The organism is Bacillus sp. AK25 (genome assembly GCF_048270685.1).
GTDB classification, from domain to species: domain Bacteria; phylum Bacillota; class Bacilli; order Bacillales; family Bacillaceae; genus Bacillus; species Bacillus altitudinis.
Genome location: NZ_JBLUWC010000001.1, coordinates 3,479,620 through 3,492,651 on the forward strand (window position 1 = coordinate 3,479,620; position 13,032 = coordinate 3,492,651).

Annotated in this window: 11 protein-coding genes and 1 riboswitch; of the genes, 2 read left to right on the top strand and 9 right to left on the bottom strand. The window is 41.8% G+C overall.

Translation table 11 applies throughout. From position 1 onward, the window contains the following. Positions 1-20 precede the first annotated feature (20 nt). Both ACNO7B_RS18045 and ACNO7B_RS18050 read left to right on the top strand, forming a co-directional pair. Entirely contained in the window at positions 21-1,340 is a 1,320-nt protein-coding gene (locus ACNO7B_RS18045; RefSeq protein WP_008345676.1) for a gluconate:H+ symporter, read from the top strand. 81 nt (positions 1,341-1,421) lie between these two features. Beyond that, a riboswitch (SAM riboswitch) is annotated at positions 1,422-1,534 on the top strand. 87 nt (positions 1,535-1,621) lie between these two features. Continuing rightward, positions 1,622-2,746, top strand: a complete 1,125-nt coding sequence (locus tag ACNO7B_RS18050; protein ID WP_366967582.1) for a 5-methyltetrahydropteroyltriglutamate--homocysteine S-methyltransferase — start codon at positions 1,622-1,624, stop codon at positions 2,744-2,746. A 54-nt stretch (positions 2,747-2,800) separates the two neighbouring features. Here the strand turns inward: ACNO7B_RS18050 and ACNO7B_RS18055 are convergent, their stop codons facing one another. The 9 genes from ACNO7B_RS18055 to tenA all read right to left on the bottom strand — a co-directional run bounded on the left by ACNO7B_RS18055 (position 2,801) and on the right by tenA (position 13,032). Continuing rightward, positions 2,801-4,219 carry a glycoside hydrolase family 1 protein gene (locus tag ACNO7B_RS18055; protein ID WP_410684189.1) on the bottom strand — a complete coding sequence of 473 codons (1,419 nt, stop codon included), beginning with the start codon at positions 4,217-4,219 and terminating at the stop codon, positions 2,801-2,803. Then, positions 4,191-6,098: a beta-glucoside-specific PTS transporter subunit IIABC gene (locus tag ACNO7B_RS18060; protein ID WP_272511256.1), complete on the bottom strand. Its 1,908-nt coding sequence runs from the start codon at positions 6,096-6,098 to the stop codon at positions 4,191-4,193. Before ACNO7B_RS18060 ends, ACNO7B_RS18055 begins: the two co-directional genes overlap by 29 nt. A gap of 324 nt (positions 6,099-6,422) precedes the next feature. Then, positions 6,423-7,256, bottom strand: a complete 834-nt coding sequence (licT, locus tag ACNO7B_RS18065; RefSeq protein WP_017358647.1) for a BglG family transcription antiterminator LicT — start codon at positions 7,254-7,256, stop codon at positions 6,423-6,425. 224 nt (positions 7,257-7,480) lie between these two features. After that, positions 7,481-8,296 (bottom strand): YwqG family protein, encoded by an 816-nt coding sequence (locus tag ACNO7B_RS18070; protein WP_017358646.1) that lies wholly within the window; start codon positions 8,294-8,296, stop codon positions 7,481-7,483. A 173-nt stretch (positions 8,297-8,469) separates the two neighbouring features. After that, on the bottom strand, positions 8,470-9,309 hold the full coding sequence (locus ACNO7B_RS18075) for a methyl-accepting chemotaxis protein (RefSeq protein ID WP_008345693.1): 840 nt from the start codon (positions 9,307-9,309) through the stop codon (positions 8,470-8,472). 149 nt (positions 9,310-9,458) lie between these two features. Beyond that, entirely contained in the window at positions 9,459-10,193 is a 735-nt protein-coding gene (locus ACNO7B_RS18080) for an energy-coupling factor transporter transmembrane component T family protein (RefSeq protein WP_410684187.1), read from the bottom strand. Further along, positions 10,183-11,775, bottom strand: a complete 1,593-nt coding sequence (locus ACNO7B_RS18085) for an ABC transporter ATP-binding protein (RefSeq protein WP_410684186.1) — start codon at positions 11,773-11,775, stop codon at positions 10,183-10,185. Before ACNO7B_RS18085 ends, ACNO7B_RS18080 begins: the two co-directional genes overlap by 11 nt. Further along, positions 11,750-12,349 carry an ECF transporter S component gene (locus tag ACNO7B_RS18090; protein WP_019743666.1) on the bottom strand — a complete coding sequence of 200 codons (600 nt, stop codon included), beginning with the start codon at positions 12,347-12,349 and terminating at the stop codon, positions 11,750-11,752. Before ACNO7B_RS18090 ends, ACNO7B_RS18085 begins: the two co-directional genes overlap by 26 nt. After that, positions 12,346-13,032, bottom strand: coding sequence for a thiaminase II (tenA, locus tag ACNO7B_RS18095; protein WP_410684184.1), 687 nt, complete (start codon positions 13,030-13,032; stop codon positions 12,346-12,348). The genes ACNO7B_RS18090 and tenA overlap by 4 nt, the downstream gene beginning before the upstream one ends.

A 13,032-nucleotide genomic window follows, 5' to 3' on the forward strand; every position in this document is an offset into this window, starting at 1 on the left:
AGCACAAAGGAGGAAAGATCATGTCGTTAGTTTTTATCGGACTTGGCGTTTTGTTGTTACTTTTACTCATGGTTGTCTTTAAGTTAAACGCTTTCATTTCGTTGATTATTGTCTCTTTAATCGTTGCCGTTTTAGAAGGCATGTCACCACTTGAAGCGATTGCTTCAGTCGAAAAAGGGCTTGGAAGTACACTCGGCCATCTGGCGTTGGTTCTTGGCTTTGGAGCGATGCTTGGTAAATTGATGGCTGATTCTGGCGGTGCTCAGCGTATTGCCATGACACTCATCGACCGCTTTGGTATCGGGAAAATCCAATGGGCGACGATGCTGACTGGATTTGTTATCGGAATTGCTCTATTTTATGAAACCGGATTCATTATTCTTATTCCATTAGTCTTTACCATTGCTCAAGCCGCAAGACTTCCTGTGTTGTATGTGGGAATGCCGCTCGTCGCTGCACTCATTACAACACATGGCTTCCTCCCTCCTCACCCAGGGCCAACAGCCATTGCCAATGTATTTCAAGCCAACATGGGACAAACCTTATTGGTTGGAATTATTTTAGCCATTCCTGCTGTTTTAGTAGGCGGACTACTGTTTACGAAACTATTTAAGAAAGATCAACTGCATGCACACATTCCAAAGGACTTGTTTAATCCAAAGGAATTTACAGAAGAGGAAATGCCAAGCTTCGGCATTAGTATTTTCACCGCTATTTTACCTGTATTGCTCATGACATTCAGAGCATGTTTAGAAATTTTCTTCCCGTCCTCCCCGCTGCTACCGGCGGCTGAGTTTTTAGGTGAGCCGGCGATTGCCCTATTAATCTCTGTGTTGCTTGCCATCTACACATTTGGTCTTGGCAGAGGAAAGAGCATGCAGGACGTCATGAAGTCGATTACGGATTCAATTGGCTCCATTGCGATGATTCTATTGATCATTGCTGGCGGCGGCGCCTTTAAACAGGTGCTCATTGACAGCGGTGTTGATCAATACATTGCAGGGATTATGCAAGGAAGCACACTGTCTCCTCTGCTCCTCACTTGGCTGATTGCAGCTGTCCTTCGTGTCTCTTTAGGGTCAGCAACTGTCGCGGGTCTCACAGCAGCTGGCATTTCTGCACCGCTGATAGGTTTGACGGGAGTCAGCCCAGAATTAATGGTGATTGCAACAGGCGCCGGCAGTATAACATTCTCTCATGTGAATGATGCAGGTTTCTGGATTTACAAAGAATACTTTAATTTGTCGATGGCTCAAACTTTTAAAACGTGGACATTAATGGTGACTGTTCTATCACTTGTTGGATTAGCCGGTGTTCTCGTCGCTGATTTGTTTATGTAGGAAAATAAATAGGAAAAACCATTGACTTTTTCTCGAAAAGATTGAATAATTGTGTTTATTAAGAAAATTGAATCAAAGGTAACCTTATTAAGAGTGGTGGAGGGACTGGCCCTGTGAAACCCGGCAACCGCTGTTCCTAGGAACAGAATGGTGCTAATTCCTTAAGCAAGCTGAAGCTTGTTTGAAGATAAGGCAGAGATCTCACAGTATATGATGCTCTTCCTTATCTAAGGAAGAGCTTTTTTATTTGATTTATAACCTGAAGAAAGAAGGGATTCAGCATGACACAAGTACAAACCATTGGTAAGAAAACAACAAAGCCGCCATTTCGCGCAGATCAAGTAGGGAGTTTACTTCGTTCTGAACGCATCAAAGAAGCCCGCAAGCAAAAAGCAGACGGTACACTGACAGCAGAACAGCTCAGACAAATTGAAAACGAAGAAATCACTCGTATTGTAGAGAAGCAAAAGGAAATTGGATTAGAGGTTGTCACAGATGGAGAATTCAGACGTGCATGGTGGCATTTTGACTTTCTAGAAGGGCTTGATGGGGTCGAAGGATTTGAAGCAGACCAAGGCATTCAATTCCACAATACGACAACAAAAGCGAGAGGCATCAAAGTAACAGGTAAGATTGATTTTACTGATCATCCAATGCTGGAGGATTATCGCTTCCTTCACAGCATCGCGGATGATCATACGGCTAAAATGACAATTCCAAGTCCGAATATGCTCTTTTTCCGTGGAAAGCTTGAAGAAGGTGTGTACGACAGCTTAGATGATTTTCACCATGACGTGGCACAAGCTTATAAAAAAGCCATCCGTGCTTTTTATGATGCAGGCTGCCGTTACTTACAGCTAGATGATACAGCTTGGGCTGTGTTCTTTTCTGAAAAAGGACATGAACAAATCAAAGCTTTTGGCCGCGAGGAAGATGAACTGCGTGAATCGTTTGCGAAAACAATCAATGAAGCGGTTGCCGATCGACCAGATGATTTAGTGATCACCATGCACATTTGCCGTGGTAACTTTAAATCAACTTGGGCAGCCGAAGGTGGTTACGAGGCAGCGGCAGAAACGATTTTTGCCGGTCTGGATTTGGATGGTCTCTTTTTAGAATTCGACGATGACCGTTCTGGCGGATTTGAACCCCTGCGTTATGTGAAGAATCCAAACCTTCAAATCGTACTAGGTCTTGTCACTTCAAAGTATGGGGAACTCGAACCCGTTGATCAGATCAAAAGAAGAATCGAGGAAGCGGCTCAATATGTGGACATCAACCAAATTTGTTTGAGCCCACAATGTGGATTCGCCTCAACAGAGGAAGGCAATTTGTTAACAGAAGAACAGCAATGGGAAAAGCTGCGTCATGTGATTGAGATTGCGGATCAAGTGTGGACATCATAGTCCACTCACAATAAAAAGAGACAAACCGTTTGATCAGCGGTTTGTCTCTCTTTTTTATGCGTCTAAATGCTTTCCATTTGTCGCAATCACTTGTTTATACCAATCAAAGCTTTTCTTTTTCTTTCTATCTAATGTACCTTTTCCATCGTTATCACGGTCGACATAAATGAAGCCGTAGCGTTTTTTCATTTCAGCTGTTGATGCGCTGACAAGGTCAATTGGGCCCCAGCTTGTATAGCCGATCAGATCAACGCCGTCTGCGATCGCTTCTCTTGCCTCAAGCAAATGACTTCTGAGGTAGTCAATTCGGTAATCGTCTTGAATGGAGCCGTCTTCTTCTACTTGATCCACAGCACCCAATCCATTTTCTACGATAAACAATGGTTTTTGGTAGCGGTCATATAGTTGGTTTAGTGTTGTACGAAGTCCTTTTGGATCAATTTGCCAGCCCCAATCACTTGCTTCTAGATAAGGGTTTTTCACACCTTCAAATAGGTTACCACCAGTCACTTGTCCAAGAACCTCTGGATCTGTACTTGTCACAAAACTCATATAATAGCTGAAGCCGATATAGTCGACTGTATGGTTTTTTAGAATGTCTTCGTCACCGTCTTGGAATTCAATGTTGATGTTATTTTCCAGGAAATAACGTTTCATGTATCCAGGGTAATAGCCTCTTGACTGTACATCTGAGAAGAACAATGTTTTACGATCTTGTTCAATCGCAGCAAACATATCTTCAGGTCTTGAGCTGTACGGATATGTGGTCATCGCTGCAATCATACAACCGATTTTCGCATCTGGAATGATTTCGTGTCCTGCTTTAACAGCTAGAGCACTTGCAACAAATTGGTGATGCGCTGCTTGATATTGAATGCTTTTCTCGTCTTCGCCTTCTTCAAATACAAGGCCGCCCCCTGTGAAAGGAGCATGTAAGACGACGTTAATTTCATTGAAGGTCATCCAATATTTCACTTTATCTTTAAAGCGAGTGAACAATGTTTTAGCGTATGTTTCATAAAGACCCACAAGCTTACGGTTTCTCCATCCACCATAGTTTTTCACAAGTGCAAGTGGCATTTCATAGTGAGAGATCGTGACAACTGGCTCAATTCCATGCTTATGCAGTTCATCAAATACTTTTTCATAGAAAGCGAGGCCAGCTTCATTCGGTTCCGCATCGTCGCCATTTGGGAAAATACGTGGCCAAGAAATGGATAGTCTGAAGCACTTGAATCCCATTTCTGCAAACAGGGCAATATCTTCTTTATAGCGATGATAGAAGTCGATCGCATCATGATATAAGTTAAGGTCCTTCATTGATTCGTCAAATGGGTGCATAATACCGTGTGGTGATATATCGGCTGTCGACAAGCCTTTTCCATCTTTGTTATAAGCGCCTTCAATTTGGTTGGCGGCTACCGCGCCGCCCCATAAGAAACCTTTAGGAAATGTTTTTTCTAAATTCGTCATGTTGAATGCCCTCCTCATTTTCTTCTACACTGACTGTAAGCAATGTCTCTTTTACTGTAATCGCCCCATCTGTTTTCGCATCAACTTGTGCAAAATCATTTGTGTTGGTGACGATAATTGGCGTTGTTACATCATAGCCATCTTGCTGAATGCCCTTGATATCAAATTCAACTAGCAGATCTCCTGCTTGAACGAGATCACCTGACTGCACATGACTTGTGAAATGTTTACCGCCAAGTTTTACTGTATCAATCCCCACATGGATGAGAAGCTCTGTGCCTTGATCACTCTTTAAACCAATGGCATGTTTTGTTTGGAAAATGGTTTCAACCTTGCCATTGAAAGGTGCTACTACACGTCCAACTGTTGGGACAATGGCTGTTCCTTTACCCATGATTTCATTAGAGAATGTTGCATCATTTACTTGATTGAGCGGCTTTAGTTGACCTTCAAGCGGGCTTTGTACCACTTCATTTTGAAGCGCTACTGTGTCTTTCTTTTCTTCTGGTTTGTCTGCTTTTGTATCATCTTTCACTGGTACATCTTTGAACCCTAGAACAAGTGTCATGATGGTTGCTACAACAAAGCCGATCACTAATCCAATGATGGAGTAAACAAATGTCGGTCCAATGAACGTTGGGAGACCTGGAAGACCTGCTGATCCTGATATCACATATGACTTTACTTTGAAGATAGACATGAACACGCCGCCTGCTGCTGCACCAATGAGGGCTGCAAGGAACGGTTTTTTCAATCGCATGTTCACACCATACATAGCAGGTTCAGTAATACCCATTAACGCAGTGATACTTGTAGACATCGCCAATGATTTGAATGTTTTGTTTTTTGATCTTAAGAAGACACCGAATGCTGCGCCTGCTTGTGCCATATTCGCTACAAACATCATTGGAAGAATGAAGTCAAAACCGTTTAATGTAATGTTGTTGATCATGATTGGAAGTAGTGCATAGTGCATGCCCGTAATGATCAATGGTGACATAAAGCCACCGATTAAGAGTCCGGCCAAAATACCTGCATGTTTGAACAATAAATCAATTCCACCTGAAAGACCATTTCCGATAATCCCACCAAGCGGTCCAACCGCGATGAGCATAACTGGTACCACGACAAGAAGTGTAACTGTTGGAACAAGAATGATTTTTAGTGATTTCGGACTGTATTTTTCTGCGAATCTTTCCACATATGAGCCGAGCCAGATAGTGAGTAGAATTGGAATCACCGATGAAGAGTACACAACGGCAACCACTGGCAAGCCTAGAAATTCTGTATTTCCTGCACCTAGTAAAGCAGTGAGCTGCGGGTGCAGTGCGGCTGCTGCAATGGCAGCAGCGATATACTGATTTGTGCCAATTTTTTTGGCTACGCTTACAGCGAGCAGAATCGGTAAGAAGTAAAAGGCTCCGTCTCCGATAGCTGTTAAAATCGCATATGTGCTGCTTTTATCTGAGATCCATTGGAACGTCAGCATTAATGCCAAGATTCCTTTGATCATACCAGCTCCAGCGATGGCTGGAAGAATCGGTGTGAAGACACCAGAGATAAAATCGAAAAGCTTTGAAATCACATTTTGTTTTGATGCTTCTTCTGAATCGCCTGACTTTACATCTGTTGATAACCCAGAATCAGCAATCATTGCTTGATAGACGTTTGATACGTCGTTGCCAATAATGACATGGTATTGACCGCCGCTTTGATTCACGCCCATGACGCCGTCTGTTGATTGCAGCTTCTCTTTATCCGCTTTGCTTTCATCGTATAGGTTAAAGCGGAGTCTTGTCATACAGTGCGTGACATGCTTAACATTCTTTTCACCGCCGACAAGCTCTAGAACTTCTTTTGCTGTTTGTTTGTGGTTCATTGTGTTACCCTCCAATCGTTGATTTCATCTTGATATAGAAAAAACCTAAACATCCATTAATGCCTGAAAAATAGCGATTCAGACATTAATCGATATTTAGGTTTTGCCTGCTTAACCAGTAACAATCCTTCATAGCGATTGATCGTTATTCAATTTTATAAGCCTTTAGATACAAAAAACCTAAATCATGCCTTATCAAAGATAGGGACAATGATTTAGGTTTTGCCTGCTTGACCAGTAACAATCCTAAAAGATTGTGGGTTATTGAGTTTATAGTTATAAATTAGCATGTTAATTTTGATATGTCAACGCTTTCTTTTTGATTTATTTTCTTTTTATGACTCGATCGATGTGCAAAGTTAAGTATAACATCTCATCTTCTATGAGACTTCGGTTGTATTCTTTTTGAACATAGTCATTAATTTTCTCCGCACATTGAAAAGCGGCTGTATTTTTTTCCTTTACCACTTCATACAGAAACTCATTTTGATTTTCCATTTGTGTTTCGTTAAACAGACGCTGTCCAAAAAACTTCAAATGCGTGACAAAACGGAAATAATTTAATGATTCTTCGTCCAAATCAATTTGGAAATGATACTTTACGATGTTCAAAATATCTTGAATCAGTTTTGTAATTTGAATGACATTCGGCATTTCCTCATTCAGTTCTGCATTGACAATATGCATCGCAATAAAGCCTGCTTCATCCTCGGGAAGATGGATGTTGAGCTTGTCCTGTATGATCCGAATCGCTTCTACACCACACATGAATTCCTCTTTGTACAGCCGTTTGATTTCCCAAAGCAAGGCATTTTTTATGTCCATTCCTTTTTGATGACGTTCAATAGCAAAGGTAATATGATCCGTTAATGTGACATAGATGCTGTCATTTAAATTTTTGTTAAGGGTCGTTCTCGCGTAATCGATAATTGCCTCACACACTTGCATATACTCGATCGGAATATCATAAAGCAGGGTTTTGAATTTTTCTGATATATCTTTATTTTGAATGGAAAATACTTTTTCGATACGTTCTTCGTCAATTGGGTCTCCGCTTTTCTTTTGAAACGCAATCCCTCTGCCCATAATGACCAGCTCATGCTGCTCGTCATCATACGCACTGACCACATTATTGTTGATTACTTTCGAAATGATCAATTGATCCCCCCCAGTACATTCCGCTTTTTCGAGCATTTCATTGTTGATTGATATGTCATTTTATTATTATTTTCAAAAAAGAGGACTTTAAGATGATTTTACATTTTTTTTTGATACGGTCAACTAGAAAGAATGACATATTACCTCTCAGAAATGACGATTTAGGGGCAAAAAGGCTAAAAATAGACAAAAAACACTCTTCAAAAAGAGTGTTTTTTACAAAATTAGGAGCAATCCCAGTTATAGACGACATTTTCGAAATGTTTTCGTTTGAGGTCTTCTGGTTTGATAAAAAAGTTAGCAATGCCGCAATCTCCCCACAACATGTCCACTTCATCATCTGAGTCAATTTGCAATAATAGCACAGTATGTTCTTGGTCTACATAGGTACGCGGGTCTTCTTGTGTAAAACCTGGGTATCCGCCAACTTTATGGCCAAAACCACTTGCTGTCTCATAAAATTCATCTAGCAATTGATCTGCTTCATCACCATCAATACCAACAGCATCTTCGAATAGATCCCAGCTTTGCTTTCCTGTGACTTTTTCAAAGCGGAAATCTCCTACACTGATCGTTTCGCTTGATAATTCACCTGTAATTGCACCTTCCTTCGTAACTGGAAAATAAAAATCGTCAGGAATTTTCACGAATGAAAAATCAGTCAATAAGTCTTCTTCAGCTAAGAAAGGTTCCTCAATAAATTTGATCCGAAAATCTTTTTGCTCTGTTTTTTGGTCAATATTCATCCCATAAAGATCATCGTGTACAGAAATAAACACTTGCAAAAGTCCTGTTTCTGGGTAATCTTTCAGCTTTGGCAGCTGGCCGAAATTGATTTGTGCCAGCAACTTCATAGGATGGCCTTCTCCATCAACGGGATATTCGTCGTTTTTTGGGAAATAAGGATCACCTGCTATTTTGCTGTCATATGGTCCTGTTTTTCCTTGTTTTATCTGTAATTGAATCAGTGGTTTTTCAGTTTGATCTAGCAATGGACGGTAAGGCGCAAGTACTTCTTGCAGCTTTGCTGATTGTGTCAAGATGGTCTTCCTCCTTATGAATAGGTCTAATGATCAAAACAGGTCTCTCTTTTTCTATCATACAGAAGTGTAACTTCCCTGTCAGTGAAAAACCCGTCAATATCATGACAAAAAACTCACTTCAACACGTTAAAAAACCTCCGATACGGCTGGAGGTTTTGTGATTCGTTTATTTATTTCACTTGATAATTCACTAAGTCTGTTGCCAATGTTTTCATCGTTTCGTTCGTTTCGTGCAGCCCCTCAATAATTTTTGTGAAAGTGCCAACGAGTTCTGCTTGATGTTCAGAAGAAGCCACGATTTGTGCTATTTCTTCTTCCATTCCTTTGATAGAGCCTTGCACATCTTTTAGCGCTGTTTCAATATCAGTCGTTGCTTGCTTCGCGTGAGTAGACAGCTTTCTCACTTCCGTAGCAACCACCCCAAAGCCTGCTCCTGCTTCACCAACTCTTGCAGCCTCAATGGATGCATTGAGTCCAAGTAAGTTCGTTTGATCAGAGATACCTTTGATGAGATTAGACACTTGGTTGATTTTAGAGGAATTTTCGACAGTGGTTTTTGTATTTTGTAGAATTTGTTCACTTGTCGCTTGTAGTTCCTCTGAATGTGCAGCCACTTGCTGTACCATCGCGACTAGTTTTTCGGAAGCATCGTTACTTTCCGTCATAATGTGTTCTAATCGTTGTTGATTCGTTTGGTCATATGCTACACAGAAGGCAGCGATCACTTGACCATTGTCATCTTTAATCGGGACGGCGACGATGTCCATAGGAATTCCGTACACCTCTTTAGGAATCTGGATAAACGATGGCTCTCTCCCATTTTTCAACATCGAAAAGTTTTGGAACCCGGGAGCTACAACGTCGCCTGCTTTAAACCCTAAGTCAATGTTCCCGTGCTGCTGATAATAAAGAACCTTCTCTTTCCCTAATACAGAAAAGGTTAGCTGCTCTCTCATAGCTAGTCCAACGATTGGTAAAGCGTCTATTATGTTATCAATTCTCTGTGACATTCGCTCACGTTCATCCTCTCTTTTTCTCAGTACACTCTCTTTATCGGTTCTTTATATGATCTATTACAGCCTGCAATGTGTACTAATATCAACCAAATGACCTAAGACATATAAAACAGCCACATTCTATCAAGAGAATGTGGCTGTTTTTAAAAGAAGAACATACATATCAACACACTAATGACGATGAAAAAAAGATACATGCAGTCGATCCATGAAGTGCTGATGACATGATAATACGTTCTCTCCCTCGTCCCTGTGAAGCCTCTTGCTTCCATCGCAATGGCTAGTCGTTCAGATTTCCGTACGCCTTGCGTGAAAAGAGGGAGTGAATAACGTATAAAGGCTTTCCAACTGTTTTTTTGCTTGTAACCTCTAATTTTATGTGCAGCCTTCATTTGCTTCAATTCACTTTGAAACAACGGGATAAACCGGAAGCCTGCCAGCATCCCATATGCCCATTTGGGTGACATTCGGCATTGATGGATTAAGCTCATCATAAAGGCTGTCAAATCAGTTGTTGATGTAAAAAGGAGACCAAATGTCACAAAGCCAAGCATTCTAAAAGAAATGGTCAGCCCATTTCTTAAACTCTCCTCTGTGATATGAAACCATGCCCACTTCCAAACTGTATGATCTCCCTTTCCAAAGGCCGCGATCATCCAAAACACGAGAATGAAAAAGAGCAGATAAGGTACAAGTCTGGTGATGAGGTATTTCAAATTCCAGCCGCCTAGGACAAGTCCAATTCCAAGTGCAAACAGCCAGATGATGAACGTCGTTTTAGGATCAGAAATCGCCATCAGACAGCACATCGCAAGGAGATGGGCGAGTAATTTCATGACTGGATTTACAGTGGATAGAAAGGAGTGATTACTTTGCAATCGTCATCACTTCCTTTCTTTCAGCCATATAGCGATAATGTAACGGCACTCTCAGCTCACACGAAGTGACAAGTTCCTGATGAGAAAATAAATCAAAAGGCGAACCATCATATACATGCTCCCCTTGATGAAAAACAAGCACCTGATCAGCGCACTCATCAACGAGTTCCATATCATGTGTGACCATGATAATGGTGGTGCCTTGTCGTTGCCGTTCTTTTAAACGCCGGATTAACTTCCTCGCCGTTTTCTCATCCTGCCCGAAGGTCGGCTCATCTAAAATGAGTACATCCTGATCAAAAAGAAGCATCGTGGCAACACTTAATCTTCTTTTTTGTCCTAAGCTTAAGGTGAAAGGATGCGCGTCTCTATGCTTCTCTAGGCCGAACTCTGCCAATAGCTGATTCGTTTTTTCTTGCACCACAGACTCTGGCCAATTTCGCTGTCTCCCACCAAATGCGATTTCATCAAACACTGTGTCCTGTATAAATTGAAGTTCTGGATTTTGAAATACAAAGCCTGCTTTTTCATATAATGTTCGGTCAGACCACTTTTTCAGGTGTTTTCCTTTTAAGTAAATGTGACCTTTCTTTATTGGTTCTAAACGGATGACATGTTTAAGAAACGTACTTTTTCCGCTGCCATTTTCACCAATGATCGCAACCCAATCTCCTGCTTTTATATCAAGGTGCAGGTCATCTATAATGCTTTTTTTCCCGTAGCTTAATTGTAGATGATCTGTGCGAATAATGACCTCTCGATTTGTTGATGTCTCATGACATTCTTTTCTCGCCTCAAAGGTTTGCAAGAGTGTTTGACTCAGTGGATGAAATGAATCTTGTACGATAGTGGACCATTTCTCGGGAAATATTTTCGGACGCCAAATGCCGGCTTCTTTCATTTCTCCCTCAAATGTGTTCATCACGTCTTTTGGCGTTCCATCTGCTATAATACAGCCTTGATGATCTAATAAGATCACCCGATCCATCCACTCGATGACACCGTCTAACACATGCTCCACAAAAATCATCGTCTGATTCTGTTCAGCTGAAAGCTGCTGAAGTAATTGAAATATCTCCATTCTTCCTGCTGGATCAAGCTGTGCTGTCGGTTCATCAAAGAACAGGACATCTGGCTCTAATGCTAGTAAACAAGCAAGCGCCAACCGCTGCTTCATTCCGCCAGATAAGGTATGAATATCTGTATTTGGGTCAACATCCAGCTGTACCTTTTTCATGAGATGTTGAATCATGTCATCCATTTGTTCTCGAGGGACAGATCGATTCTCTAAGCTAAACGCAATTTCTTCATTGACTCGGTGCATACAAAACTGCGAATCTGGGTCTTGAAACATGACACCAGTATGCCTTTGCCGCATCACTTCTCCCTGTACTTCAGCTTCCATATGCTCTGGAATAATGCCAGCAAGCACAGAAATCAGCGTAGATTTCCCGCTTCCACTTGGTCCTAATATCAGCACCTTTTCCCCCTTTTGAATAGAAAGAGATACTTGATGAAGAACGGGATTCGGCTGTTCATAAAAACGGACAGTGAGATTACTGCACGCGAGAAATGAATCCATGCTGGTCACCCTTACTTCGTTTTTCTTTCATGATGGCATATTGATTCAGCACACCCGTTTTAGATAAAGCATCCACCACAACCTTTGCCAAGCAACCGCCGAGTAACATACCGCTGATGACTTGAGTGACAAGGGTCATGAGTAACACTTGAGGTGTGTAATAGCCGAATCCATTGGCAATGAGGCTATATGCCATTGCCCCTACTGCTGCAAAGGCACCAGACAACATGAGTGTCCACATGCGATATCGCTTATAGCCAAATAGAGCAAAGGCGATTTCTGCTCCAAGTCCTTGGCATACACCAATCAAAAGCGCAGAAAGACCGAAGTGGCTGCCTGTCAGTAATTCCACGGCAGCGGCAGCTGTTTCTGCGATGAGGGCGGCTCCTGGCTTTTGGATAATGTAAGCAACGATTGGACTGGCAATGACCCAAATTCCGAACATGATGTTTCCTCCTGCTGGACCGACAAGGGCTGTAATCGGTAAATAAAGAGTCGACCACCCTAAATAGATGACTCCGCATGCCACTGATAAAATGACAGCAAGAACGACTTCTTTCATCTTCCATGTCATAAAGAATGCACCTCCATTTGGACAGGCCACTCTTCGACAGTAAAGGCCATGTCCCAGAATTTATACTCAAGCTGACAGCTTAAGATGAAGTGCTGTTTCATTTTCTCCTTTTCCTTCTCACTTGCTCCTTCCGCCCACTGATCAAGCCGTTTGCACAGCTCCACTGTAACAGAGTCCGTTAACCCGCCATAAAACGTGATCCACTCATAGAATGGATGGGCAGGGTCGGGCTCAACATCTTTAAGTATTCGTTTGCCTATTTCCCAATAGGTCCAAGGGCAAGGAAGCAAAACCGCAATGATTTCTCCTAGCGTCCCTTCCTCGGCGACTTGCAGCATGTGATGAATATAGTGATGAGCACTTGGCGCCAAAGAAGCACCTTGCAGTTCATCATAAGCGACACCTGCCACTCGGCAAAGGTTTTGATGAGGATGTGTCTCACTATCAAGGACAAAAGCCATTTGTTGATGGAAAAAGGTAATGTCCTCTCTGTCTGTACATCTGCTGATGGCTGCCGCATAAATTTTAATAAAGGCATTTAAATATTCTGCATCCTGTTTGACATAATGAATGATCTGTTCCTTTTCGAGTTCTCCTGCTGCGAGTCCTCTCACAAACGGATGCTGATAAATCGCTTCAAATAATGGTTCTGCTTCTTGCCTTAATTGGGTTGAAAATGTCAT